Here is a 26,036-nt window from a genome sequence, read left to right as displayed (position 1 = left end):
CCCATTTCGCCCCCCACCCTGATGACCCCGAGGAGTGCCGATGGACTACCTGCCGATTTTCTGCCAACTGCAACATAAAGCCTGTCTGCTGGTCGGCGGCGGCGAGATCGCCGAACGCAAGGCGCGCCTGCTGCTGGACGCCGGCGCGGCGCTGACCGTCAACGCCCTGGACTTCACCCCGCAGTTCCGCCTGTGGGCGGAAGAAGGCCGGTTGACCCTGGCAGCAGGCGAATTCAGCCCGGCCCTGCTGGCGGAAAAATGGCTGGTGATCGCCGCCACTGACCGGCTGGAGGTCAACGCGCGGGTATACCAGTGCGCCAACCAGCAACGGGTGTTCTGCAACGTGGTCGACGATCCGAAACGCGCCAGCTTTATCATGCCGTCGATTATCGATCGTTCGCCGATCATGGTGGCGGTGTCCTCCGGCGGCAAAGCACCGGTGCTGGCGCGGCTGCTGCGCGAGAAGCTGGAAGCGATGCTGCCGCAGCACCTCGGCAAGCTGGCTCAACTGGGCGGCTCGCTGCGGCAGCGGGTAAAACAACGCTTCAGCGGCCTCGGCGCACGCCGTCGCTTCTGGGAAAGGTTGTTCGCCCACGATCGGCTGGCGCAATCGCTGGCCAACGGCGACGCCGCGCTGGCCGAACGCCAGCTCGAGCTGTTGTTCAGCGAACAACGGGAAGATCGCGGTGAAGTGGTGCTGGTGGGCGCCGGGCCAGGCGATGCCGGTTTGCTGACGCTGAAAGGGCTGCAACAGATCCAGCAGGCCGACGTGGTGGTTTACGACCGGCTGGTCTCCGAAGAGATCATGACGCTGGTGCGCCGCGACGCCGAGCGCATCTTCGTCGGCAAACGCGCCGGGCACCACTGCGTGCCGCAGGAACAGATCAACCAAATCCTGCTGCAGCAGGCGCTGCAAGGCAAACGCGTGGTACGCCTGAAGGGCGGCGATCCCTTTATCTTCGGCCGCGGCGGCGAAGAGCTGGAGACGCTGGCGGACGCCAACGTGCCGTTCTCTGTGGTGCCTGGCATTACCGCCGCCTCCGGCTGTTCCGCCTACAGCGGCATCCCGCTCACCCACCGCGACCATGCGCAGAGCGTCCGCCTGGTGACCGGCCACGCCAAGGCCGACGGTGGATTGGACTGGGCGACGCTGGCCGCCGGGCAACAGACGCTGGTGTTCTATATGGGGCTGTCGCAAGCGACGGAAATCCAGCGCCGGCTGATCGCGAACGGACTGCCGACCGCCACGCCGGTGGCGCTGGTGGAAAACGGCACTTCTTGCCGCCAGCGGGTGATCGAAGGCGAACTCCACCAACTGGGCGCCTTGTCCCTGCAGGCCGCCAGCCCCAGCCTGATCATCGTCGGCAGCGTGGTCAGTCTGCGCAGCAAGCTCAATTGGTTCGCCAGCGAGGAATCGCCCGCCAGCCTGGCGCAAATGGCGTGATACCGACGTAAAAAAAGCGGCCTAAGGCCGCTTTTTTATTTGCGCCGGCGTTACGCCTGCGGCGGTACGAAACCGACGGCCTGATAGACCTTCGCCAGGGTTTCCTGCGCGCGCGCGCGCGCCTTGGCGGCGCCGTCGCGCATCACCTGCTGCAGATAGGCTTCGTCGTTGCGGAAGCGGTGGTAGCGCTCCTGCAGCTCAGCCAGCATGCCGGAGACGGCTTCCGCCACCGCGCCTTTCAGGTGGCCGTACATCTGGCCTTCGAACTCGGCTTCCAACTGCGCGATGCTCTTGCCGGTCACGCCGGCGAGGATATCCAGCAGGTTGGAAACGCCCGCCTTGTTGACCACGTCGTAACGCACGACAGGCGGCTCTTCCGAGTCGGTCATTGCGCGTTTGATCTTCTTGGTCACCGCTTTCGGATCTTCCAGCAGGCCGATCACGTTGTTGCGGTTGTCGTCCGACTTGGACATCTTCTTGGTCGGCTCCTGCAGCGACATCACGCGCGCGCCGGATTTAGGAATAAACGGCTCCGGCACTTTGAACACGTCGCCGTACAGCGCGTTGAAACGCTGACCCACGTCGCGGCTTAGCTCCAGGTGCTGTTTCTGGTCTTCGCCCACCGGCACCTGGTTGGTTTGATACAACAGGATATCCGCCGCCATCAGCACCGGATAGCTGAACAGCCCGGCGTTGATGTTCTCGGCGTAGCGTGCGGATTTGTCCTTGAACTGCGTCATGCGGCTCAGTTCGCCGAAATAGGTGTAACAGTTCAGCACCCAACTCAGCTGCGTATGCTCAGGCACGTGCGACTGCACGAAGATGGTGCTTTTTTCCGGATCGATGCCGCAGGCCAGATACAGCGCCAGCGTATCCAGCGTGGCCTTGCGCAGCTTCTCGGCGTCCTGGCGCACGGTGATGGCATGCAGATCGACGATGCAGTAGATGCAGTCGTAGTCGTCCTGCATCTGCACCCACTGACGCAGCGCACCCATGTAGTTGCCGATGGTCAGTTCGCCGGACGGCTGCGCGCCGCTAAATACGATGGGCTTACTCATGTTTAAATTTCCTGATTCTCTAAAGATGACAGCCCAAGAGCGGGCAACAAATCGGCGAAGCGCTCCAACACCCGATCGGGGTGGCTCAGGGCGATCGATTCGCCGTAGTTATAACCGTAGGTAAAGCCGACGCTCGGACAACCGGCGCCCTGCGCGGCTTGAATATCGTTGCGTGAATCGCCGACGAACAGCAGCTCATGCGCGCGCAGCCCAAGCTTGCCGAGCACCAGGTACAACGGCGCCGGGTGCGGTTTCTTTTCCGTCACGTCGTCGCCGCCGATCACCAGCGAGAAATAGTCGCCAATGCCCAACGATGCCAACAGCGGCGCCACGAACGGCGTCGGCTTGTTGGTCACCAGCGCCATCGGGTAACCGTGCGCGGCCAGGCGGGCCAGCGTCTCTTGCACCTGTGGGAACAGACGACTGCCGCTGTCGACGGTCTGCGCGTAGAAATGGTCGAAGCGTTCACGCAGCCGGCTGCACTGCGCCGGCGTGCCTTCCGCCTCCGCCCAACGCAGCGCGCGCTGCACCAGCACGTCGGCGCCGTTGCCGATCCAGGTGCCGACCCGTGCCTCACCCGCTTGCGGCAGGCCCGTCTCTTCCAGCGCCATATCGATGGCGGCCGCCAGACCCGGCGCGCTGTCGACCAGCGTGCCGTCCAGATCGAAGGCCAATGCGCGGATCGCGCCGAAATCAGCCATGGGTAACCTTCGCCAGCTCGCTGCGCATTTCGTCAATCACCTTGCGGTAGTCCGGCTGGCCAAAGATGGCGGAACCGGCGACGAACATATCGGCGCCTGCGGCGGCGATTTCGGCGATGTTATCCACCTTCACCCCGCCGTCGACCTCCAGGCGGATATCGCGACCGCTGTCGTCGATCAGTTTGCGCACCTGGCGCAGCTTGTCCAGGGTGCCGTGGATGAACGACTGGCCGCCGAAGCCCGGGTTGACCGACATCAGCAGGATCACGTCAATTTTATCCATCACGTAATCGAGGTAGCTCAGCGGCGTCGCCGGGTTAAACACCAGACCGGCCTTACAACCGTGCTCTTTGATCAGCTGAATGGTGCGATCGACATGTTCGGAAGCTTCGGGGTGGAAAGAGATATAAGACGCGCCGGCCTTGGCGAAATCTGGCACGATGCGATCTACCGGCTTGACCATCAGATGCACGTCAATCGGCGCGGTAATGCCGTAGTTGCGCAGCGCTTCGCACACCATTGGACCGATGGTCAGATTGGGCACATAGTGGTTGTCCATGACGTCGAAGTGCACCACGTCGCCGCCTGCGGCCAGCACGTTAGCGGTATCTTCACCTAACCGGGCAAAATCTGCCGACAGAATGGACGGGGCAATCAAAAACTTTTTCATCCGCTTCTCCAAACGTAGGGTCGAGTTGTTATGCGCCGGGGTGCCCCCGGCTTAGCGATACAGCGCCAAAAGCTCGTTCACTTTACTGCGGCCGAGAATGTTGCGGCTGATTGTGCGGCGCGCTTTCACCACATACAGCGCAGCATGCTGGTACCAGTCGCGCGTCAGCTCGGTATCGTGATTGGAGATCAATACCGGTACCTGGCTCTCTACCGAGAGCTGGTGCGCCAGATGCGCCAGGCTCTGCTGATCGGCGATGCTGAAGCTGTTGGTGTGGTAAGCGGTGAAATTCGCCGTCGCCGACAGCGGCGCGTAAGGCGGATCGCAATACACCACGGCACCGGCCACGGCCTTCGCCATGGTATCGCGGTAATGCTCGCAGACAAAAGTGGCATTGCGCGATTTTTCGGCAAACCAGTAGAGCTCTTCTTCCGGGAAGTACGGTTTCTTGTACCGGCCGAACGGCACGTTGAACTCGCCGCGCAGGTTATAGCGGCACAGGCCGTTATAGCAGTGACGGTTCAGGTACAGGAACAGCAGCGCCCGGCGGTAAGGCTCGGTGCTAGTATTAAACTCTTCTCTCAGCAGGTAAAACTGATCCGAGTTATTGAATTCATCGGCGAAAAGCGTGCGGGCATCACGCACAAAGTCATCCGTGCGCAGCTTAACGATGTTATACAGGTTGATAAGATCGCTATTGATGTCGGCGAGAATGTAGGCGTCGTAATCCGTATTCAGAAAGACGGATCCCGCACCCACGAAGGGCTCGATTAAGCAGTCTCCCGCCGGCAGATGGCGACGAATCTCATCTACCAGCGGGTATTTTCCACCAGCCCATTTTAAAAAAGCGCGGTTTTTCTTCATGCCGTCAATTAGCTACTTATACAATTCAGAGCGGCGGATTGTACTCTGTTTCAGACAGCACATCAGCGCACAAATTTAAATGATTTATTTTTTAAGATCTTGCTGCACTTGGTGTACAGGTCGGACCCACGGTTTTTTCGCCTGCACATCCGCCGGCAACGAAGCAATGGCGCGCTTCGCTTCTGCGGAAGAAGCATAGTTGCCACTCACCAGCACGTACCACGGCTTGCCGTCACGCTTGGTGGCGTACACCAGGTAATTCTGCAGTTTCTGCTGTTTGGCGTAGGCGTTCAGCGTATCGGAACGCGAAGCGCTGCTCAGTTGCAAGGTATAGTGGCTGCCCGGCGCAGACTGCAGAGAGCTGCCGCTGCTGGCGACCGCTCCCGCTTTCGCGGTGGAAGACGGCTTGGCCGGCGGCGTATACACCGTGGTCGGTGATTTATGCTGCGTTGCGGTCGGTTTGGCGGCGGCGGTTTTCGCCGGCGTTTTATGCTGTTGCGGCGCGGTTCCCTGCACAGGACGCGTCGCTTCGCGCGCTGCGGCACCGCTCATCACCGTCGCCGGTGCGGTCGGCAACGTCGACGCTGCGCCTGTCATGCCTTGGGTCGCCGCATCCACCTGCCCCTGCTGCTGCGACAGCGCATCCGCCATGTTGCCCGGCAAATCGACGCGCTGCTGCGCACCGCCCTGCTGAGGCTGCGTTTGCGCTTCGGTCGGCGTGCCGGAGATCGGCGGAACGCTGACGTTCTGCGGTTGCTGCGGCTGAGTCGCGCTCACGCCGTTGTTATCGTGGGTATCCGTCGTGCCGCCCGGCACGCCGTTGTTGGCGGTGGTCAGCGACGAAGAACTGGACAGGTTGATATCGCGGGCTCCGCCGTTTTGCGCGCCGTTCTCCTGAGCCGCTTCATGTTTGGTCGGCGCCTTCAGGGCTGAACCGATGCCGATAATCAGCAGCAGCAGCACCAAAATGCCGATGCCAATCATCAAATGTTGGCGCGAAACGGCGAAGCGCGGCGCGGCGGCCGGCTTGCGCGAGCGCGTAGGGCGACGATCGCTGCTATCAGGTCTGAGATCGTCTTCCGGTTTAAACTCGTCCATCTGAAACCCTCCAACTAGAGGCAAAAGCCCGCCACCGTAGACCTACCGTGGCACGGGCAGATTAACCCGATGATGGCAAAGCGACACCCGTCGTGCTCTGCTCACTGTATTAATATAGATGCAAATGGCGGCTAAGCCACTGTTACTTAGTCCGATTTAATTACTCGCCCGCTCAGGCAGGCAGGCGGCGATCGACGCCAACACCAGCTCATGCCCTACGCCGCCGCGCACTTCCGCCGCACCGATCGCGGTCGGCAGCACCAGACGCAGTTCACCCGCCAGCACTTTCTTGTCGCGCAGCATGTGCGGCAGATAGGATTCCGGCGTCATTTCCTGCGGCCCGCAGACCGGCAAGCCGGCGCGCAGCAGCAGCGTTTTGATGCGCTCGATGTCTTCAACGGAGAACTGGCCGAGACGGTGCGCGGTTTCCGCCGCCATCACCATGCCCGCAGCCACCGCTTCGCCGTGCAGCCATACGCCGTAGCCCATTTCGGCTTCGATGGCATGGCCGTAAGTATGGCCAAGATTCAGCAAGGCTCGCAGGCCGCTTTCGCGTTCGTCGGCGGCCACAACCTCGGCCTTGAGCTCGCAGCAGCGGCGGATACAGTAGGCCAACGCCTGCATATCCAGCGCCATCAGCGCATCGATGTTGTTTTCCAACCAGACGAAGAACTCGCGATCGAGGATGATCCCGTATTTGATGACTTCTGCCAGGCCGGAAGAGAGTTCACGCGTCGGCAACGTTTTCAGGCAATCCAGATCAACCACCACCGAAGCGGGTTGATAGAAAGCGCCGATCATGTTTTTGCCGAGCGGGTGGTTGACGGCGGTCTTGCCGCCCACGGAAGAGTCCACCTGCGACAACAGCGTGGTGGGAACCTGAATGAAGCGCACGCCGCGTTGGTAGCACGCGGCGGCAAAGCCGGTCAGATCGCCCACAACGCCGCCGCCGAGGGCGATCAGCGTAGTATCGCGCCCGTGCGGTTTTTCCAGCAGCGCCGAAAACACCTGCTCCAACACTGCCAGAGATTTGTACTGCTCACCATCAGGAAGGATCACCTGATCCACCACGACGCCGCCCTGCTCCAGCACCTGCCGGACACGCTCCAGATAAAGCGGCGCCAGGGTCTGGTTGGTGACCAACATCGCTTGCTCACCCGCCTTCAACGGCATAAAAGAAGCCGGATCGTTGAACAATCCGGCGGCGATGGTAATCGGGTAGCTGCGCTCCCCAAGCGTTACAGTAATTCTCTCCATGTCGCGCTCAGTTCTCTGTATGGTGCGGCGGTGGTTGATCCCCGCAACTGCGGGGAACACAAATCAGTTCTCCGCATTGGCCGACGGCGAACGCGGAAAGCGGCAATCAGTTGCTTTCCAGCATGTTGATGATCTGGTTGGCAACCACTTTAGCGCTCTGATCGTCGGTGCGGATGGTGACATCGGCAATCTCTTCATACAACGGATTGCGTTCTTTCGCCAAGGCTTCCAGCACTTCACGCGGCGGAGAATCGACCTGCAGCAGCGGGCGTTTTTTATCACGCTGGGTACGAGCAAGCTGCTTCTCGATCGTGGTTTCCAGATAGACCACCACGCCGCGCGCGGACAGACGGTTGCGCGTTTCGCGCGACTTCACCGAACCGCCGCCGGTCGCCAACACAATCCCTTGTTTTTCCGTCAGTTCATTAATGACTTTTTCTTCACGATCGCGGAAACCTTCTTCCCCTTCCACGTCGAATACCCAGCCCACGTCAGCTCCGGTACGTCGCTCAATTTCTTGATCGGAGTCGAAGAACTCCATATTGAGTTGCTGAGCTAACTGACGGCCAATAGTGCTTTTGCCGGCACCCATAGGCCCAACCAGAAAGATATTGCGTTTCTCTGCCATGTTTTTCGGTATTACTAAGACAATTCGTTAATGTTAACCCGCCCCGCCAATCAAATCAGCGGCGGGACCTAAACTGAAACCTCATGAGCGATAGTGCGAGATCAGACGAAAAATTATCTCAACACTCTTGGTAGTTTGGCAACCGAATAAATCGCAATCCACGCCGCGGGAGGGAAACCATATGTTTTTAACGGCGTCTTGACGCTAACAAAAAACCTCGGTGCTCAATTCGGTAACCCTTGTAAGCTAAATCGGCCGCAGCGTCAAACGCAGATCCCCCCAAGGGGATAAAAAAGTGTATCTGCTCATCAACTTTAGGAGATTTGCCGCCCAGCCGACAGGCAGCCGCTTATCCCTTAATCAGAGTCGGCGTAATGAAGATCACCAGTTCGCGTTTTTTCTGTTGTGCGCCGCTTTGCCGGAACAAGCCCCCCAGCAGTGGCGCATCCCCCAATCCCGGCACCTTGTCCGCCGTCTTGCCGCTATGCCGTTGAAAAATACCGCCGAGCACCAGGGTTTCGCCGCTTTTCACCGTGATCTGCGTCTTAATCTCTTGTTTATCGATGGTCAATGCCTCACCCGCCCCGCGGCTGATGGCGCGCCCCGGCATATTTTGGCTGATGTGCAGCGTCAGCGTGATGCGCCCGTCCGGCAACACTTTCGGCGTCACCTCCATGCCCAGCACCGCCTCTTTGAACTCGATGGCGGTCGCACCGCTGGCGCCGCTCGACACTTCATAAGGGATCTCCGTCCCCTGTTTGATGCTGGCGGTTTGCAGGTGCGCCGTCAGCAGGCGCGGACTGGCGATGATCTCCACCTGATTCTCCTGCTCCAGCGCCGTCAGCTCGAGGCTCAACAAACGCCCGCTGATGCGCGCCAGATGAAAACCGGCGTTCACGGCGCCGCGTTCCAGCGGCAGATTGACACCGACATTGCCCGGCCGCAACGGCCGCGCCGGCCTGTCGTCGGCCGCCAACCCCCAACGCACGCCAAGCTCACGCAGGCTTTCGCGGTTGATGGTCACGATATGCGCCGCCAGTTGCACCTGCGCCAGCGGCGCGTCCATTTCCGTTATCCGCTTTTTCAACTGCGTCAGGATTGGCGCGGTGTCGCGCAGCAGCAACGTATTGGTGCGTTTATCCGCCAACACGCTGCCACGCTCGCTCAGCAACGCGCCGCGTTGGGCGTTGAGGCTTTCGGCAATTTCCGCCGCATCGCCGTTCTGTAACGTCAGGGTCAGGCTGTGCAGCGGTTGCCGCTGCGCCAACGCCTCTCGTTGCTGCCTTTTTTCCTGCGCGTCCGGCTCCGGCGAGATCAGTATCACGTTGCCTTCCCGCGTCATCGCCAGTTTGCCCATGCGCAGGGTCAACGCCAGCGCCTGAGGCCAGGGCACATTCTCCAGCCGCAGCGTCAGGTTGCCGCTCACGCCGGGCGCGGCGATCAGGTTCATCTGCCGATAATCCGCCAACGCCTGCAGGATGACCGTGACCGGCGCATCCTGAAATTCCAGGGAAACCCGCTGCTTATCCTGCGCCTGCGCGGTGCCGAGCGTCAGGCACCACAGCGCCACGCCCAATCCAGCACATCCTTTCATGGTTTGCCATCCTTGTTGTCCATCATGAGCGAGACGTCGCCCTGGCTCGCCGGGCAATCCGGTTCGGCCGTCAGCGCCGTTAACGTCAAGCTACGCGCCTGCACCTGAGTCACCTGCCAGCGCTCGGCCAGCACCCGTTGCTGCGGCCGCAGGCGCAACCATTGTCCCGCCGGCGTCACCACCCAGCCATAGCGCAGCGTCGGTTGCCCGATGACGCCTTTCAGTCGCCAGCTCGCCGGCGACGCCTCCGTTTGGGCACAAGCAGGCATCGGAAGCGGCGCAAACGGGTCGCGCGGCTCAGCGCATAATGCCCATGGCCACAGCAGCCACCACCAACGGCCGGGTCTTTTACTCATTGGGCTGATCCTCGGCGGCATCCTGCAAAACCAACCGCGCCGTCATGCCAAGGGACGGCGTCTCCACGCTCAGTTGCTCGAGGCGTAAATCGGCGGGCAGCGCCTCCAGCAGCGCCAGCAAACCGGCGTAGTCAATGCGCAAGCTCAGCGTTTGCCGCGGCGGTTTTTCCTGCCGCTGCCAGCGCAACAAGGCGCCTCCCGCCCGTTGCAGCACGCTCGCCAGATCGCCGTTGGTGGACGGAGGAAGCGGCGCCGCCGGGATAGCGGTTTCCGGCACCTCGTCCAGTTGGCGTTGCACCATGGCGATCTGTTGCAACAGGCGCTGTTGCCGCTCCCCCGCGCTTTCCCGCTGACGCCATTCGTCTTGCAGCATCCAGCCACCGCCCAACAGCGCCAACGTGCCGATACCCAACCCTTGCGACAGCAGCAATAGCCAGCCCGGCAAGCTCAGCCAGAGGCGCAGCCCGGATGACAAACGGTTATCCATCACGCCCCCACTGCGCCGCCAGATGAAAGGTGTACAGGCCGTCGTCGCGTTGCGCCACCTCAGCCAAACGCAACCGCGGCAACGCAGGCATCCCCGCCAGCCGCCGTTCGAACTGCGTGATGGCCGCAGGAGAACGGCTCAATCCACGCAGCCGTAGGCCGTTCACCGCATCGCTCTCCAGCGCCGTGAGCCACAGCGGTGGAGGAATGCTGGAGGACAATTGCTGCAGCAGCTGAAAATAAAGCCGGTTATGCTGGGCATTGCTCGCCTGCCGTTCGGCGCGGGCGCGGTGCAGCGCCCGCTGCGCCCGCTCTTGCTGTTGCTGACGGGCGAGCAACGTCAGTGCCGCCAGCTCTTCACCCAGCATCGCCAGCCGCGCCTGCCGCTGCGCCTGTTGGTGACGCAATTGGCCGGCGACCAGGAACAGCGCCAGCAGCAGTGCCGTTACCTGCAACATCAGCACGCCCAACCAGAAATAGCCGCGTCGCCGATCGCGGCGTTGTCGCCAGGGCAGAAAGTTGACCTGATACATCAGCGATCCTCCTCGCGCAGCGCCAGGCCACCGGCCAACGCGAACGCCGAAGGATGCGCAGGCAACGGCGGACGCAGCTGCGTGAAGGCGCTGAGCGGCGACCAGGCAAGGCAACCGGCGGGCAAGGCTTCCGCCAGCACGCTGCCGGCATAGACCGGCCGATCGTCGCCCGCCGGCATCTGAGCTTGCAGCGCCCGCAACGCCTGCGCGTCATCGTCGCCCGGCGCCAGACCAAAAGCGAACGCGCCGTCGGCCGGCGCCACCCACAGCCATTCTCGTTCGAGACGGTGCATCAGCCCCGCAGCGGGCGGCACGCCTGCCGCCGTCGCCATCATCCGCAGCGCGCAGGGGGTGATATCGACCGCTTGCGGATGCAGGCCAGCCTGACGCAGACAATGCAGCCACTGCTGCAGCTCCTGCCGCCGCGCGGCGGTCAGCAACAGCGCCGCCTCATCCGCCGGCGCGGTGCGATAGTCGAGCGCCAGCGTCTGGCCATCGAGCGGAAACTGCTTCACACCGTGACCGCCGATATAGTCGCTGCGTTCCGGCTCGCGCAGCCGCACGTCCGGCTGCGCCATGCGTTGCTGCAACACGCGCTGCGCCGGCAGGGCAATGCGTAAGGAAATATGTCGCGGCAGTTGGACACGCCATTGCCGCAGCGCCCGGATCAGGAATTCGGAAGGTTCCAGACAGCCATCGCGTAAAACCGCCTGCGGCAGCGCCTGCTGCCACCAGTGGCGCAACTGCCAGCCGTTGCGGCGGCGTTGGGCCGCCACCGCCCGCACGCAGTCGATTTGTATATCCAGCCCCACCTGCCATGCTTGAGGGAACATGTTTCGCAAGCCTCCATAACATCAGATGATAAAAGAACATATCCATGTCGCAGGCTTGCCTTTATACTACCGCGCGGTTGTTTATAAACTGCCCAAATGACTTAGAAATGGGAAATCTCAGGTGAAGTTCGTAAAGTATTTACTAATCCTTGCAGTATGTTGCATCGTGCTGGGAGCAGCCTCGATTTTCGGCTTGTACAAATATGTCGAGCCGCAGCTGCCCGACGTCGCAACGCTGAAAGATGTGCGGCTGCAGATACCGATGCAGGTCTACAGCGCCGATGGCGAACTGATCGCCCAATACGGCGAGAAGCGCCGCATTCCGCTGAAACTGGATCAAATTCCACCGGTGATGGTGCACGCATTCATCGCCACCGAAGACAGCCGCTTCTATGATCACCATGGCGTCGATCCGGTCGGCATCTTCCGCGCCGCCTCCATCGCGTTGGTCTCCGGACACGCTTCGCAGGGGGCCAGTACCATCACCCAACAGCTGGCGCGTAACTTCTTCTTAAGCCCGGAACGCACCCTGATGCGTAAAATCAAGGAAGCCTTCCTGGCGGTGCGCATCGAGCAGATGCTCACCAAGGATGAAATCCTTGAGCTGTATCTGAACAAGATCTATCTGGGTTACCGCGCCTACGGCGTAGGCGCCGCCGCGCAGGTCTATTTCGGCAAAGACGTCAGCCAGCTGACCCTGAGCGAAATGGCGACCATCGCCGGTCTGCCGAAAGCGCCGTCCACCTTCAACCCGCTCTATTCGCACGATCGCGCCGTTGCCCGCCGCAACGTGGTGCTGTCGCGCATGCTGGACGAACACTACATCACGCAGGCGCAGTACGATCAGGCGCGCTCCGAAGATCTGGTCGCCAATTACCATGCGCCGGAAATCAGCTTCTCCGCGCCGTATCTCTCCGAGATGGTGCGTCAGGAGATGATCAAGCGTTACGGTGAAAACGCCTATACCGACGGTTACAAGGTTTACACCACCGTCACCAAACGGCTGCAGTTGGCGGCGCAGGAGTCGGTACGCAACAACGTGCTGGCCTATGACATGCGCCACGGTTACCGCGGCCCATCCAACGTGTTGTGGAAAGTCGGCGAAGCGGCCTGGGATCGCAAACAGATTGTCGATTCGCTGAAAAACCTGCCGAACTACGGCCCGCTGGCGCCGGCGGTGATCACCGCCGCCAACCCGCAGGAAGCGACGGCGATGCTGGCCGACGGCAGCAGTATTGCCCTGCCGATGGCGACCATGCGCTGGGCACGCCCATACCGTTCGGACACTCAGCAAGGCCCAACGCCGAAACGCGTCACCGACGTAGTGCAGGCCGGCCAGCAAGTGTGGGTGCGTAAAGTGAACGAAGCCTGGTGGCTGTCGCAGGTGCCGGACGTCAACTCGGCGCTGGTCTCTATCAACCCGAACGACGGCGCGGTGAAAGCGCTGGTTGGCGGCTTCGACTTCAATCAGAGCAAGTTCAACCGCGTCACGCAGGCTCTGCGTCAGGTGGGCTCGAACATCAAACCGTTCCTGTACACCGCCGCGATGGATAAAGGCCTGACGCTGGCCACCATTCTGAATGACTTGCCGATTACCCGTTGGGATGCCGGCGCCGGCACCGACTGGCGGCCGAAGAACTCGCCGCCGACCTACGACGGCCCGATTCGCCTGCGACAGGGGCTGGGGCAGTCGAAGAACGTGGTGATGGTGCGTGCGATGCGCGCGATGGGCGTCGACTACGCGGCGGAATATCTGCAGCGCTTCGGCTTCCCGGCGCAGAATATCGTGCATACCGAATCGCTGGCGCTGGGGTCCGCCTCCTTCACCCCGATGCAGCTGGTGCGCGGCTACGCGGTGCTGGCGAACGGCGGTTATCTGGTCGACCCGTACTTCATCACCAAAATTGAAGACGATAACGGCAATACGGTGTTCGAAGCCAAACCGAAAGTGGTGTGCGGCAGCTGTAACCTGCCGGTGATCTACGGCGACACCCACCGTTCGGCGGTGCTGTCCGACGACAACATCGAAAACGTCGCCACCTCGCAGGAAGGCAACAACAGCACGGTGCCGATGCCTCAGCTGGAGCAAGTCACCCCGGCTCAGGTACAGCAGGACGGCGATCAACAGTATGCGCCGCACGTCATCAGCACACAGCTGGCCTTCCTGATCCACGACGCGCTGAACAGCAACATCTTCGGCGAACCGGGTTGGATGGGTACCGCCTGGCGCGCCGGCCGCGATCTGAAACGTCATGATATCGGCGGCAAAACCGGTACCACCAACAGTTCCAAGGACGCCTGGTTCTCAGGCTATGGCCCGGATACCGTGACCTCGGTGTGGATCGGTTTCGACGATCACCGCCGCGACCTGGGCCGTTCGACGGTATCCGGCGCCATCCCGGATCAGATTTCCGGCGGTGAAGGCGGTGCCAAGAGCGCCCAGCCGGCGTGGGACGACTTTATGAAAACCGCGCTGGAAGGCATCCCAGAGCAGAAAGTCACGCCGCCGCCGGGCATCATCAGCGTCACCATCGACAAGAGCAGCGGCAAGCTCTCTGGCGGTGGCGGCGGCAGCCGTTCCGAGTACTTCATCGAAGGAACGCAGCCGACGGACTACCCATCGCGCGATACCGGCACCACGTTGACCGATCCGGGCGGTGAAAGCCACGAGCTGTTCTGATCGAAAAGGGCCAGAGAAATCTGGCCCTTTTTTTATTCGGCGTGAAGCGTATCAGCGCGACGCGCGCAAAAATGCCTCGGAAAGGAACAGCGCGCTGACGTTGCGCGCCTCACGGAAATCCGGTTCCGCCAGCAGCGCCATCATGTTGGCGATCGGCCAGCGCACCTGCGGCAAGGGCTCCGGCTCATCCCCCTCCAGGCTCTGCGGATAGAGATCGTGCGCCAGCACGATATTCATTTTGCTGGAAAAGTAGGACGGCGCCATCGTCAGCTTACTGAGAAAATCAAAGCGTTTCGCGCCGTACCCCACCTCTTCCATCAGCTCGCGGTTGGCCGCCTCCAGCACCCCTTCACCGGGATCGATCAGCCCTTTCGGGAACCCCAGCTCATAGGATTCGGTGCCGACCGCATATTCGCGGATCAGCAGCAGGTCATCGCCAATCACCGGCACGATCATCACCGCTTCGCGATCCGAAGGCCGCATGCGTTCATACACCCGCCGAACACCGTTGCTGAATTCCAAATCGACCGACTCGACGTTAAACAAACGCGAACGCGCGACCGTTTCCACTTTCAGAATTTTAGGTTTTTGCAGGTGTTTATCCATGATTGCCTCAAAGAGGTTACCCAGGCGCGGACGGGGCAACCGAAAAAATGATTGGCGTAACGCACGGCTCGTTGGCGCTCAAACGCTGACCAAATTCGATCCTGATCACATTGTGCGTTAAGGGCAAGCTCCGCCGCAACGCGCATGAACAGTAATTTACTTTCTTTTAACAAGCGTAGCCAGCGGCCGGCGATTTTCCGTACTGATTCAGCAAACAGCGCGCAAGAAAATAGGATAATACCGATATCGACGGCAGAGACCGGTTGCTAGTATCACGCAGGCAAGAATCAGTGATAAAATGGCCTTGCGTCATGAAGGAATGAGATCCAGAGCGAGAATCTGTTTGTTCCCTCATTAGTTCTGGGTGCCTCCTGGCGGTTTACTCCGTATAATATTCAGCTTTTCATCAGGTTGGCGAAATTCACGGGTGTGAGATGGGGATTGCATGAGCACAATAGTGTTGATATTGGCCTTAGTGCTTGTCTGCCTGATTGCCGCCGGCCTGTACCTGTGGTTCAAGGCCCGCAACCCGTCGGCGCTGGCGCACGCATTGCCGTTTATCAAGCCTGCCCACCGCAAGCTGACCGACGAAGAGCGCGCCGCGGTCGAGTTCTATCTCAATCAGCAAAACAAGCTGAGCAACAAACTGTTGCCCGGCGGCGGCGCTACGCTGCCCGCGGCCAAGCTGGCGCTCACACCGCAAAGCGATAACGTATATCCGGTCACGCACGCCATTACCCGCTACGGGCTGGCCAGCGACGATCCCAATAAATGGCGCTATTACCTCGACGCGGAAGAGGTACATCTGCCGCCGTTTTGGGAACCCTATATCACCGCCGACAACCATGTGGAAGTGATCAGAACCCAGACGCTGCCGCTGGTGATTTCGCTCAACGGGCACTCGCTGAAAGATCATATTCACGATCGGCCGCAGCCGCCGGTGGTGGCCGCCACGCCGACCAAAAACGCCTCCATCCGCAAGGAAGAGAGCGAGCATGTCGAGCTGGTCAATATTCGCAAGGAAACGCCGGAAGAGCATGCGCTGAACCGGCCGAACGGCATCCGTGAAGCCGTCATCATCTCCGCCGCGCTGCTGCTGCTGTTCTTCAGCCTGATAAGCCCGGTGCTGGTTATCCCCTGGATGATTTTTGTGGCGGTGCTGATGATCGCCTGGGGATGCTGGAACCTGTTCCGCCGTCCGGCGTCGCGTGAGCTGAAAGAGATCCACTGCCTGCGCGGCACGCCGAAGCGCTGGGGCCTGTTCGGCGAGTCCGATCAGGGGCAGATCAGCAACATTTCGCTCGGCATCATCGATCTTATCTACCCGCCGCATTGGCAGCCGTACCTGACGCAGGATCTGGGCAAGACCACCGATGTGGACGTCTACCTCAATCGGCAGGTAGTGCGCCAGGGGCGCTTCCTCTCGCTGCATGACGAAGTGAAGAATTTCCCGCTGCAGCAGTGGGGCCGCAACGCGGTGCTGGTCGCCAGCTCGGCGCTGGTACTGCTGTTGCTGCTGATCTATATTCCGCTCAACCTGCCGCTGACCCTCAGCATGGCCTGGCTGCAGGGTGCGCAAAAAGTGGAAGTGACCAGCGTACAAGCCCTGGAAGCCACGCCGCTGCGCATCGGCGACACGCTGAAAGTGCGCGGCAGCGGCATGTGCTATGTGCCGCCGCCGGCCAACGGCGGCGGCACCGTCAATTTTGCGCCGTTCGACTGCTCCGGCATCTATTGGAACAACGCCGCCCCGCTGCCGCAGCCGGAATCGGAAGTCATAGACAAAGCGACGGCCCTGCTGGCCACGGTCAACAGCCAGCTGCATCCGAGCGGCGCCGATCAGAAGGTCAACCCGCAGCTGGCCAGCGCCATCGAGAAATCCGGCATGATCCTGTTGGATGACTTCTCTGATATCGTTCTGAAAACACAGGATTTGTGCCAGGCAGAAAACGACTGCGTGCGGTTAAAAAACGCCTTGGTCAACCTGGGCAACGCCAAAAACTGGAGTGGCCTGGTGAAACGCGCCAGATCCGGCGCGCTGCAAGGCGTCAACGTCCTGCTGCGCCCGGTAAGCGCAGAGTCGCTGGAAAGCCTGACCAAAGTGGCCACGTCGTCGTTCATCTTCAATGAAACGCGCCTGGCCGCCGCGGCGCTCAACAGCCCGCCGCCGGGCGGTTTCCTGATCCGCAGCGATGAAGGCCGCCAGCTGGTCAGCCATCCGCAATCCTCAGCGCCGCAGAGCGAATACAACGCCCTCGACCAGTGGAATGAGCTGCAGCGCCTTTCCACTCTGCTGCTGCATACCCCGTTCCAGGCGCAAGGGGTAATCACCAGCCTCAGCGTCGATGCCAACGGCACCCGCCACGTGGCGCTGCACAGCGAACCGGACATGATCACCCTGTGGCGCTACCTCGGCACCAGCCTGCTGTTGCTGGCGGTGGTCGTCAGCCTGGGCTATAACGCCTGGCGGCTGGTGCAGCGTCGGCGCATCAATCAGCACCGCGTCGCCGATATCCAGCGGTACTACGACAGCTGCTTCAATCCGCAGATCAATCCGATGTCGATGCGGCCGATGGCCTGAACCTGACGCCGGGCCTCCGCCCTGTCATCTGCTTATGCTACGCTAACGCTATTATTCTCATCTGCGGACCGCCCGTCGGTCCGCCCGTGGAGTTTTTATGGTTCCCGAATTTGATTGGCCGCAGATCGATACCGTGCTGCTGGATATGGACGGCACCTTGCTGGACCTGGAATTCGACAGTCACTTCTGGCTCAGCCTGGTGCCGCAAGCGCTGAGCGAAAGGCGCGCCATTCCGTTTGACGAAGCCCGTCATATCATTGAGCGGGAATATCAGGCGGTGCAGCACACCATGAATTGGTATTGCTTCGATTACTGGAGCGAGCGGTTGGATCTGGATATCTACCGCATGACCAGCGAAGTGGGCAGCCGCGCCCGGCTGCGCGAGGATACCGAGCCGTTTTTACGGGCGCTGCGCGGCGCCGGCCTGCAAACCATTTTGCTGACCAACGCCCATCCGCACAGCCTGGCGGTGAAAATCGAGCATACCGGTCTGGATCGGCACCTTGATTTATTGTTTTCCACCCACACATTTGGTTATCCGAAAGAAGATCAGCGTCTGTGGCAGGCGGTGCAACAGCACACCGGGTTCAACCCGCAGCGCACGCTGTTTGTCGACGACGGCGAGCCGATCCTCGACGCGGCGCGCACTTTCGGCATTCGTTACTGCCTGGGCGTGCAAAACCCGGACTCCAGCACGGCGGAGAAAAGCTTCCAGCGCCATCCGTCGATGCGCGACTATCGCCTGTTGATACCGGCGCTGGCCAAGGGGGAAGCATGAAGGACAAAGCGACGCGCGACGACGCAGTCCGGCTGGATAAATGGCTGTGGGCCGCACGCTTCTACAAGACCCGCGCGCTGGCGCGCGAAATGATCGACGGCGGCAAGGTGCATTACAACGGCCAGCGTGGCAAGCCGAGCAAGATTGTCGAACTTAACGCCGAGCTCAAGCTGCGGCAGGGCAACGAAGAACGTACGGTGATCGTGCTGGCGCTGACCAGCCAACGCCGCGGCGCCGGCGAGGCGCAGCAAATGTATCAGGAAACCGAAGCCAGCATCGCCAACCGCGAAAAAATGGCGCTGGCGCGCAAGATGAACGCGTTGACCATGCCGCATCCGGACCGTCGTCCGGACAAAAAGGAGCGACGCGACCTGATGAAATTTAAATTTGGTGAGCCGGAATAAGCCCTCACCGCAATGAGAGAAGATTATGTCCAACCATGACCAATTGCACCGTTACCTGTTTGAAAACTACGCGGTGCGCGGCGAGCTGGTTACCGTCAGCGAAACCTATCAGCAGATCCTGAATAACCACGACTACCCGGCGCCGGTGCAAAAGCTGCTGGGTGAACTGCTGGTCGCCACCAGTCTGCTGACCGCGACCCTGAAGTTCGACGGCGACATCACCGTTCAGCTGCAAGGCGACGGCCCGCTGAAGCTGGCGGTGATCAACGGCAACAACCGCCAGGAGATGCGCGGCGTTGCGCGCACCCAGGCGCCTATCGCCGACGACAGCACCTTGCATCAGATGATCGGCAACGGCGTCATGGTCATCACCATTTCCCCGACGGAAGGCGAGCGCTATCAGGGCGTCGTCGGCCTGGAAGGTGAAACCCTGGCCGAATGCCTGGAAGCCTACTTCCGCCAGTCCGAGCAGCTGCCAACCCGCCTGTTCATTCGCACCGGCGAAGCGGAAGGCAACGCCGCGGCGGCCGGTATGCTGCTGCAGGTGCTGCCGGCGCAGGACGGCAACCTCGATGATTTCGATCATCTGGTGCAACTGACCAACACGGTCAAAAGCGAAGAGCTGTTCGGCCTGCCGGCCAACGAAGTGTTGTACCGCCTGTACCACCAGGAAGAGGTCACCTTGTACGAACCGCAGGACGTGCAGTTCCGCTGCACCTGTTCTCGCCAGCGTTGCGCCGACGCGCTGCTGACCCTGCCGACCGACGAAGTGGCGGACATGCTGGAGCAGGACGGCAACATCGACATGCACTGCGACTACTGTGGCAGCCACTATGTCTTTGACCCGGTTGATGTTGCCGCGTTGTATGCGGGTAACACCGGCGAAAGCGACCAGTTGCACTAAGTTACACCCTTTCGGCGGGCGCGCCCGGCGCCCGCCAACGCCCGCCGTTTGCACGTTTGCTTTTTTCCGTGTGCTATCTCTCAGATCGTAACGAAATACCGCCTAAAACGTTAAATATTTGATACCCATCGCGGTTACGCACCGTTAGATCCCTACAATTGCCGCCAGAAATTCTGTGACCAAGGAGTAGTAACATGCGCGTTAAAGGTATAACCCCTCAGGATCTGGCCGCTTACGGCATTCACGACGTTAGCGAAATCGTTCACAACCCGAGCTATGAACTGCTGTTTAAGGAAGAAACAGACCCATCTCTGGAAGGTTTTGAGCGTGGGGTAGTCACCAAGCTGGGTGCCGTCTCCGTCGATACCGGCATCTTCACCGGCCGCTCGCCGAAAGACAAATACATCGTCCGCGACGACATCACCCGCGATACCGTGTGGTGGGCCGATCAGGGCAAAGGCAAAAACGACAACAAACCCCTCAGCCCGGAAGTGTGGGCCGATCTGAAACACCTGGTCACCGAACAACTGTCCGGCAAACGCCTGTTCGTGGTGGATACCTTCTGCGGCGCCAACGCCGACTCGCGCCTGAAAGTGCGCTTCATCACCGAGGTGGCCTGGCAGGCGCACTTCGTGAAAAACATGTTTATCCGCCCGAGCGACGAAGAGCTGGCTGACTTCGAGCCGGACTTCGTGGTGATGAACGGCGCCAAGTGCACCAACCCGAACTGGCAGCAGCAAGGCCTGAACTCGGAGAACTTCGTCGCCTTCAACCTGACCGAGCGCATGCAGCTGATCGGCGGCACCTGGTACGGCGGCGAAATGAAGAAAGGCATGTTCTCGATGATGAACTACCTGCTGCCGCTGAAAGGCATCGCCTCGATGCACTGCTCGGCCAACGTGGGCGAGAAAGGCGACGTGGCGGTGTTCTTCGGCCTGTCCGGTACCGGCAAGACCACCCTCTCCACCGATCCTAAGCGTCAGCTGATCGGCGATGACGAGCACGGCTGGGACGACGACGGCGTGTTCAACTTCGAAGGCGGCTGCTACGCCAAGACCATCAAGCTGTCTGAAGAAGCCGAACCGGACATCTACCACGCCATCAAACGCGATGCGCTGCTGGAAAACGTCACCGTGCTGGCCGACGGCAGCATCGACTTCAACGACGGTTCGAAAACCGAGAATACCCGCGTTTCTTACCCGATCTATCATATCCAGAACATCGTCAAGCCGGTGTCCAAGGCGGGTCACGCCACCAAGGTGATCTTCCTGACCGCCGACGCTTTCGGCGTGCTGCCGCCGGTATCGCGCCTGACCGCCAACCAGACTCAGTACCACTTCCTGTCCGGCTTCACCGCCAAACTGGCCGGCACCGAGCGTGGCGTAACCGAACCGACGCCAACCTTCTCCGCCTGCTTCGGCGCCGCGTTCCTGTCGCTGCACCCGACGCAGTACGCCGAAGTGCTGGTGAAACGCATGCAGGCCGCCGGCGCCCAGGCTTACCTGGTCAACACCGGCTGGAACGGCACCGGCAAACGCATCTCGATCAAAGATACGCGCGGCATCATCGACGCCATCCTGAGCGGTGAAATCGACAAGGCGGAAACCGTCACTCTGCCTATCTTCGATCTGGCGATGCCGACCGCGCTGCCGGGCGTGAACCCGGAAATCCTCGATCCGCGCAACACCTACGCCAGCCTCGAGCAGTGGCAGGAAAAAGCGCAGGATCTGGCCGAGCGCTTCATCACTAACTTCGACAAATACACCGACACGCCTGCGGGCGCGGCGCTGGTTAGCGCCGGCCCGAAGCTGTAATTCGGTAACGTTACCTCTTCAGCTAAGGCGCGGATCCCGCGCCTTTTTTTATTTCAATTGATTGCTTTTTAACCGGCAAGACGAGAAAATAAGTCAATGCAATCATTGATAGCAAAGGAGGTTTCAATGGCTACTATCACCGTCAGAAATCTGGACGACGAAATCAAAGAGCTGCTGCGTATCTCAGCGGCGAAAAACGGCCATTCCATGGAAGAGGAAGCGCGCATGATCCTGAAACAGGCGCTGGTGAAAAAGCCGCCGCGCTATGGATTGGGTACCTGGATGCATCAGCACTTCGCCGAATTCGGCGGCGTTGAGCTGGAGATCCCACCGCGTGACGCCGTGCCGCCACGCATCGTCACCTTTGATGATGAAGATGACAACGCATGATCATTATCGACACCAACGTCATTTCAGAAACGCTGCGTCCCAGCCCGTACTACAACGTCATTAACTGGTTAAATGAAAAGGACAATGACGAGCTCTATCTCAGCGCCATTGTCCTCGCCGAACTGTTTAGCAGCGTCGCCTGCATGCCTGACGGCAAGCGCCAGCGGGATCTCAAGCTGAAATTGGCGGACGCCATTGAATTGAAGTTCGAGGGGCAGATATTGCCGTTTGATGGGCTGTGCGCGATGCAATACGCGGAATTGACGGCAAGGAATCGGCTGCTGGGTAAAGCGATGAGCGTGCCGGATACCCAAATCGCCGCCACCTGCCTGCATTACGGCGCCGCCCTGGCCACCCGCAATACCAAAGGCTTCCTCCACTGCGGCATCGAGTTAATCGATCCGTGGCAGGCGCCGACCGGCCGTCGGTTGCATGAAGATGCGGCGGAATACTACGTGATGAGCAGAAAGTCCTGACAGGGCCGCAGCGGCGCGGCCCACACCAGAGTGTCAGGCGTTTTCCCTGGCCGTTTGATGGCCGTTGGTCGACTCTTTTTTCTCCATCGGCAACGGAATATACGCGCGGATCAACAGCCCACCGCGCTCGCTGGTGCCGATATCCAGTTCGCCGTCATGCGCGTCGATAATACGCTGCACGATCGCCAGCCCCAGACCGGTGCCGCTGGTGCTGCGCGCGCTGTCACCGCGTACGAACGGCTGCAGCAGGTGTTTCAATTCTTCCGGCTTGATGCCCGGGCCGTCATCTTCCACCTGGAACCAGCCGCGCTGCAGCTCGCGACCGCTGCTGACCTTGATCCAACCGTTGCCGTAACGCGCCGCGTTCACCACCATGTTCACCGCCGCCCGCTTAATCGACAGCGGATGCACATTCATCATCAGCTCGCCCGGCGACAGCGCGGTTTCAATTACCCGCTCATAGCCGCTTTCCGCCGCGACCACTTCGCCTAAAATGGCGTTCAGATCGCTGCTTTCGGTCGGCATCTCCTGCCCGGTGCGCAGATAATCGATGAACTGCTCGATGATGGCATTGCACTCTTCGATGTCTTTATTGATCGACTCGGCCAGATAACCGTCTTCGGCGCTCATCATCTCCGTCGCCAGCCGAATGCGCGTCAACGGCGTGCGCAGGTCATGGCTGACCCCGGCCATCAGCAAGGTGCGATCGTCCGCCAGCTGCTTGACGCCCGACGCCATCTGATTGAATGCGCGAGTCACTGACCGCACTTCGGAAGCGCCATACTCGCGCAGCGGCGGCGGAATGATGCCCTTGCCCACCTGCAGCGCCGCATGTTCCAGCTCCACCAACGGGCGGTTTTGAATGCGGATAAACAGCCAGGCGCCGCCGATCGCGAGCAGCATGATCGCCAGCGTATAGCGGAACAGCGGCGAGAAGTCGCCCTGGTGGATTTCCGTCAGCGGCACGCGCACCCAGATATCGGGCTGCAGCCAGGTTTTCAGCCACACCACCGGGGAGTTCTTGTTCACCTCCACCCGCACATCGGTCGGCCCGCCGAGCTGTTGCGCCATCTGCTGGCTGAGGAACTGGTAGTGCTGCGCCCAGCGCAGGCCGCTCTCCTCCGCCGCCGAATTCGTGTAGAGAGAGATGCCCAGTTCGCGGTAGATCTCACGGCGGAATGCCGGCGGCACTTCCAGCAGCGTGCCGTCTTCCAGCTGCAGCCGATCGGTCATCAGCATACGCACTTCGTAGGCCAACACCTTGTTGAACTGCTGCAGGCTGGGCAGGATGGCGAAGTTCAGCACCACCAGATAGGTCGTCACCAGGCTGACGAACAGCAAGGTGACGATCAACAACAGGGTTCGGGCAAACGAGCTACGCGGTGAAAAGCGCAATCGCCTCATGCCTTGCTGCCGTCCGGTACGAAGACGTAGCCGAGACCCCACACGGTCTGGATATAACGCGGATGCGCCGGATCTTCTTCAACCATGCGGCGCAGGCGAGAGATCTGCACGTCAATGGAACGCTCCATGGCGCTGTATTCGCGGCCACGCGCCAGGTTCATCAGCTTATCGCGCGACAGCGGTTCACGCGGGTGGCTGACCAGCGCCTTCAGTACCGCGAACTCGCCGCTGGTCAACGGCATCGGTTCGTCTTCGCGGAACATTTCGCGGGTGCCGAGGTTCAGTTTGAATTTGCCGAACGCGATCACCGCCTCTTCCTGCGAAGGCGCGCCCGGCAGTTCGTTCGCCTGGCGGCGCAACACCGCGCGGATACGAGCCAACAGCTCACGCGGGTTGAACGGTTTAGGAATGTAGTCGTCGGCGCCGATTTCCAGCCCCACGATGCGATCGACCTCTTCGCCTTTGGCGGTGACCATAATGATCGGCATCGGGTTGCTCTGGCTGCGCAGGCGGCGGCAGATGGACAGGCCGTCTTCGCCCGGCAACATCAGATCGAGCACCATCAAATGGAAGGATTCACGAGTCAGCAAGCGATCCATTTGCTCAGCGTTGGCAACGCTGCGAACCTGGAAGCCCTGCTCGGTTAAATAACGTTCTAAAAGCGCGCGCAGGCGCATGTCATCATCGACAACCAGGATCTTATGATTCTCTTGCATGGTATTACTCCCAAAGGCTTTATTGCCTGACTCGAATATTGTTAGAAAACCTTGCCATTTGAGACAGCGTTTAATGGTATGTATTCTAGACGAAATTGTTACAAAGCTTATTCTTTTCCCCATTTATCAACAATTTTCAGTGAATGTCGACGGGGGTTCGTTAAAATTTCGCCCTTTATCGGCGCAATGTGGGGCGACGGCCCAATTTTGCACAATTTCGCCACCGGCGAACCGACCGGTGGCGTTTAGCCGTCGGGTCAGGAAGTCTACAGGAAACGCGCCAGCTGCCGGCGCAACTGCCGGTTCTCTTGCTGCAGCGCATCAACCCGATCGAGCAACGTCAGCGCCATGGCGATCCCCGGCCAATCCAGATCCAGCTCGGCACGCAGCCTGCGCGCGCGCTGCAGATGGCTCAGCGCCGGGTAATCGAACTCCCAGCGCGGCTGCGCCGGCTCCAGCGGCACGATCACGCCCAGGCCGACGATCTCGACCAATTCGTCCTCTGAAATCTCCACTCGCTGACACAGTTCCACCACGGTGAATGTGATCTCTTTCTTCATCATGTGCTTTACTCCCATTCCGCACGCGGGTTGAACGCCGCCTGCTCAGCCAGCTCTCGCCACAGGGCGCTGGCCTTCTCGTTCGGCTTCGGCGGCATCACCACCTTGAGAATGACATACAGATCGCCGGGCTCTTTCTTGCCCGCCAGCCCTTTGCCCTTGACCCGCAGCCGTTTGCCGCTCTGGCTGCCGGCCGGCACGGTCAACGCGATTTTGCCGGTCAGCGTCGGCACCTCGATGCTGGCGCCGAGCGCCGCTTCCCACGGGGCGAGCGGCGCCACGATGCTCAGATTGTGGCCATCAATTTCGAACAGCGGATGCGGCGCGAGGCGGATGACCAGATACAGGTCGCCGTTCTGGCCGCCGCCCACGCCGGCAACGCCCTGCCCCTTGAGGCGAATGCGCTCGCCGTCGCCCACGCCGGCCGGGATTTTCACGTTCAGCGTTTTGCTGGCTTCGCTCACCTGCCGCCCCAGCTCGTCGTACACCGGCAGCGTGTAGGAGATCTCGCGGCTTTGGCCATGTAGCGTTTCCTCGAGGAACAGCGGCACCTCCATTTCGAGATCCTGGCCGCGGAAGCCATGCCCGCCGTGCGAGTGCGAAGCGGAGCGATGCCCGCCCGCCGCCCGCCCGCCGAACATGCTTTCGAAGAAATCGGAGAAGTCTTGCGCGTCGGCGCCGCCGCCGTGCCATGAAGCGCTCTGCTGATAGCCGCCGTGATCGCCGCGCGCCTGGCGGCCAAAGTTCGGATCGTTGCGGTGCAGCCGGATCTGATCGTACTCGGCGCGGCGCTCCTCGTCCTTCAGCACCTCATAGGCTTCGGCCACTTCCTTGAACTTGCTTTCGGCGTCGTCTTCAGTGCTCACGTCAGGGTGATATTTACGCGCCAGCCGACGGTAGGCCGTTTTGATGGTTTTCAGATCGGCGTTGGGCTCAACGCCCATCGTGGCGTAGTAATCTTTAAATTCCATGCGGTAATACCTTCAATGTGTTGGGTTGTGCGCCAAAATTCCTTGTCTCTCTCGCCAGATATCCTCCTTTCGTCGCATTCCTTTTCCGCTATCGCTAAGCATACTCCCGATTGTTAAAAGCTGCGCAAACTGAATAAAAACCGTGCGACAACGCGCAGGCCCGCGCGCCATTTCTAAAGCCCCCCGCATTCACGTACACTGTGGCGGTGACCCCATAAAGATAAATCACG

The 26,036-nt window shown here is 60.6% G+C and carries 26 protein-coding genes; 9 read left to right on the top strand and 17 right to left on the bottom strand.

Annotated elements, in window-relative coordinates; all coding sequences use genetic code 11:
• Positions 1-40 precede the first annotated feature (40 nt).
• Positions 41-1,444: a siroheme synthase CysG gene (gene cysG, locus ACJ8KE_RS22315; protein WP_079450510.1), complete on the top strand. Its 1,404-nt coding sequence runs from the start codon at positions 41-43 to the stop codon at positions 1,442-1,444.
• Between the two features lie 50 nt (positions 1,445-1,494).
• On the opposite strand, the gene trpS is transcribed toward cysG, so the two are convergent.
• From trpS to pilM, 12 genes are all read right to left on the bottom strand, one after another.
• Entirely contained in the window at positions 1,495-2,502 is a 1,008-nt protein-coding gene (gene trpS / locus ACJ8KE_RS22310; RefSeq protein WP_004930324.1) for a tryptophan--tRNA ligase, read from the bottom strand.
• A 2-nt stretch (positions 2,503-2,504) separates the two neighbouring features.
• Positions 2,505-3,203: a phosphoglycolate phosphatase gene (locus tag ACJ8KE_RS22305; protein ID WP_033639220.1), complete on the bottom strand. Its 699-nt coding sequence runs from the start codon at positions 3,201-3,203 to the stop codon at positions 2,505-2,507.
• Positions 3,196-3,873, bottom strand: a complete 678-nt coding sequence (gene rpe, locus ACJ8KE_RS22300) for a ribulose-phosphate 3-epimerase (protein WP_004930320.1) — start codon at positions 3,871-3,873, stop codon at positions 3,196-3,198. The genes ACJ8KE_RS22305 and rpe overlap by 8 nt, the downstream gene beginning before the upstream one ends.
• Before the next feature lie 51 nt (positions 3,874-3,924).
• The gene (gene dam, locus ACJ8KE_RS22295; protein WP_004930319.1) at positions 3,925-4,737 is read right to left on the bottom strand and encodes an adenine-specific DNA-methyltransferase; all 813 of its coding nucleotides are present in this window, start codon (positions 4,735-4,737) and stop codon (positions 3,925-3,927) included.
• 84 nt (positions 4,738-4,821) lie between these two features.
• Positions 4,822-5,835, bottom strand: coding sequence for an SPOR domain-containing protein (locus ACJ8KE_RS22290; protein WP_442517374.1), 1,014 nt, complete (start codon positions 5,833-5,835; stop codon positions 4,822-4,824).
• A 156-nt stretch (positions 5,836-5,991) separates the two neighbouring features.
• Positions 5,992-7,092, bottom strand: a complete 1,101-nt coding sequence (aroB, locus tag ACJ8KE_RS22285; protein ID WP_016930366.1) for a 3-dehydroquinate synthase — start codon at positions 7,090-7,092, stop codon at positions 5,992-5,994.
• A 106-nt stretch (positions 7,093-7,198) separates the two neighbouring features.
• Positions 7,199-7,720 (bottom strand): shikimate kinase AroK, encoded by a 522-nt coding sequence (gene aroK / locus ACJ8KE_RS22280; RefSeq protein WP_004391482.1) that lies wholly within the window; start codon positions 7,718-7,720, stop codon positions 7,199-7,201.
• A gap of 349 nt (positions 7,721-8,069) precedes the next feature.
• On the bottom strand, positions 8,070-9,314 hold the full coding sequence (gene hofQ / locus ACJ8KE_RS22275) for a DNA uptake porin HofQ (protein WP_049300722.1): 1,245 nt from the start codon (positions 9,312-9,314) through the stop codon (positions 8,070-8,072).
• A complete protein-coding gene (locus tag ACJ8KE_RS22270; protein ID WP_028127614.1) occupies positions 9,311-9,670 on the bottom strand; it encodes a HofP DNA utilization family protein in 360 nt (119 codons plus the stop codon). Before ACJ8KE_RS22270 ends, hofQ begins: the two co-directional genes overlap by 4 nt.
• Positions 9,663-10,157 carry a hypothetical protein gene (locus ACJ8KE_RS22265; protein ID WP_049300723.1) on the bottom strand — a complete coding sequence of 165 codons (495 nt, stop codon included), beginning with the start codon at positions 10,155-10,157 and terminating at the stop codon, positions 9,663-9,665. Before ACJ8KE_RS22265 ends, ACJ8KE_RS22270 begins: the two co-directional genes overlap by 8 nt.
• The gene (locus ACJ8KE_RS22260; RefSeq protein WP_234213251.1) at positions 10,150-10,689 is read right to left on the bottom strand and encodes a PilN domain-containing protein; all 540 of its coding nucleotides are present in this window, start codon (positions 10,687-10,689) and stop codon (positions 10,150-10,152) included. The genes ACJ8KE_RS22265 and ACJ8KE_RS22260 overlap by 8 nt, the downstream gene beginning before the upstream one ends.
• Positions 10,689-11,522 carry a pilus assembly protein PilM gene (gene pilM / locus ACJ8KE_RS22255; RefSeq protein ID WP_442517373.1) on the bottom strand — a complete coding sequence of 278 codons (834 nt, stop codon included), beginning with the start codon at positions 11,520-11,522 and terminating at the stop codon, positions 10,689-10,691. Before pilM ends, ACJ8KE_RS22260 begins: the two co-directional genes overlap by 1 nt.
• 121 nt (positions 11,523-11,643) lie before the next feature.
• On the opposite strand from pilM, the gene mrcA reads away from it, so the two are divergent.
• The gene (gene mrcA, locus ACJ8KE_RS22250; RefSeq protein WP_031300057.1) at positions 11,644-14,202 is read left to right on the top strand and encodes a peptidoglycan glycosyltransferase/peptidoglycan DD-transpeptidase MrcA; all 2,559 of its coding nucleotides are present in this window, start codon (positions 11,644-11,646) and stop codon (positions 14,200-14,202) included.
• Between the two features lie 51 nt (positions 14,203-14,253).
• On the opposite strand, the gene nudE is transcribed toward mrcA, so the two are convergent.
• Positions 14,254-14,808: an ADP compounds hydrolase NudE gene (gene nudE, locus ACJ8KE_RS22245; RefSeq protein ID WP_015379304.1), complete on the bottom strand. Its 555-nt coding sequence runs from the start codon at positions 14,806-14,808 to the stop codon at positions 14,254-14,256.
• A gap of 445 nt (positions 14,809-15,253) precedes the next feature.
• Between nudE and ACJ8KE_RS22240 the strand changes: the two genes are divergently transcribed.
• The 7 genes from ACJ8KE_RS22240 to ACJ8KE_RS22210 all read left to right on the top strand — a co-directional run bounded on the left by ACJ8KE_RS22240 (position 15,254) and on the right by ACJ8KE_RS22210 (position 22,155).
• Positions 15,254-17,389 carry an intracellular growth attenuator family protein gene (locus ACJ8KE_RS22240; RefSeq protein WP_028127610.1) on the top strand — a complete coding sequence of 712 codons (2,136 nt, stop codon included), beginning with the start codon at positions 15,254-15,256 and terminating at the stop codon, positions 17,387-17,389.
• A 97-nt stretch (positions 17,390-17,486) separates the two neighbouring features.
• Positions 17,487-18,167, top strand: coding sequence for a GMP/IMP nucleotidase (yrfG, locus tag ACJ8KE_RS22235; RefSeq protein WP_016930376.1), 681 nt, complete (start codon positions 17,487-17,489; stop codon positions 18,165-18,167).
• Positions 18,164-18,571: a ribosome-associated heat shock protein Hsp15 gene (hslR, locus tag ACJ8KE_RS22230; protein WP_016930377.1), complete on the top strand. Its 408-nt coding sequence runs from the start codon at positions 18,164-18,166 to the stop codon at positions 18,569-18,571. Before yrfG ends, hslR begins: the two co-directional genes overlap by 4 nt.
• 25 nt (positions 18,572-18,596) lie before the next feature.
• Positions 18,597-19,475 (top strand): Hsp33 family molecular chaperone HslO, encoded by an 879-nt coding sequence (gene hslO / locus ACJ8KE_RS22225; RefSeq protein WP_015379307.1) that lies wholly within the window; start codon positions 18,597-18,599, stop codon positions 19,473-19,475.
• 194 nt (positions 19,476-19,669) lie between these two features.
• A complete protein-coding gene (gene pckA, locus ACJ8KE_RS22220; protein ID WP_015379308.1) occupies positions 19,670-21,289 on the top strand; it encodes a phosphoenolpyruvate carboxykinase (ATP) in 1,620 nt (539 codons plus the stop codon).
• A gap of 126 nt (positions 21,290-21,415) precedes the next feature.
• Complete coding sequence (locus tag ACJ8KE_RS22215) at positions 21,416-21,679, top strand: FitA-like ribbon-helix-helix domain-containing protein (RefSeq protein WP_004930730.1); 264 nt, start codon at positions 21,416-21,418, stop codon at positions 21,677-21,679.
• Positions 21,676-22,155 (top strand): type II toxin-antitoxin system VapC family toxin, encoded by a 480-nt coding sequence (locus ACJ8KE_RS22210; protein ID WP_240293757.1) that lies wholly within the window; start codon positions 21,676-21,678, stop codon positions 22,153-22,155. The genes ACJ8KE_RS22215 and ACJ8KE_RS22210 overlap by 4 nt, the downstream gene beginning before the upstream one ends.
• Before the next feature lie 33 nt (positions 22,156-22,188).
• On the opposite strand, the gene envZ is transcribed toward ACJ8KE_RS22210, so the two are convergent.
• The 4 genes from envZ to cbpA all read right to left on the bottom strand — a co-directional run bounded on the left by envZ (position 22,189) and on the right by cbpA (position 25,806).
• Positions 22,189-23,559, bottom strand: a complete 1,371-nt coding sequence (gene envZ / locus ACJ8KE_RS22205) for a two-component system sensor histidine kinase EnvZ (protein ID WP_015379311.1) — start codon at positions 23,557-23,559, stop codon at positions 22,189-22,191.
• Complete coding sequence (gene ompR / locus ACJ8KE_RS22200; RefSeq protein ID WP_004709363.1) at positions 23,556-24,275, bottom strand: osmolarity response regulator transcription factor OmpR; 720 nt, start codon at positions 24,273-24,275, stop codon at positions 23,556-23,558. The genes envZ and ompR overlap by 4 nt, the downstream gene beginning before the upstream one ends.
• Before the next feature lie 266 nt (positions 24,276-24,541).
• On the bottom strand, positions 24,542-24,838 hold the full coding sequence (locus ACJ8KE_RS22195) for a chaperone modulator CbpM (RefSeq protein ID WP_442517372.1): 297 nt from the start codon (positions 24,836-24,838) through the stop codon (positions 24,542-24,544).
• Positions 24,839-24,843: 5 nt separating this feature from the next.
• Complete coding sequence (gene cbpA, locus ACJ8KE_RS22190) at positions 24,844-25,806, bottom strand: curved DNA-binding protein (protein WP_016930380.1); 963 nt, start codon at positions 25,804-25,806, stop codon at positions 24,844-24,846.
• Positions 25,807-26,036 lie beyond the last annotated feature (230 nt).

This window comes from Serratia sp. CY56464 (assembly GCF_052168435.1).
Taxonomy (GTDB): domain Bacteria; phylum Pseudomonadota; class Gammaproteobacteria; order Enterobacterales; family Enterobacteriaceae; genus Serratia; species Serratia marcescens.
Note: the sequence above shows the minus strand (reverse complement) of the source record. Positions and strands in the feature narration are given on the sequence as shown.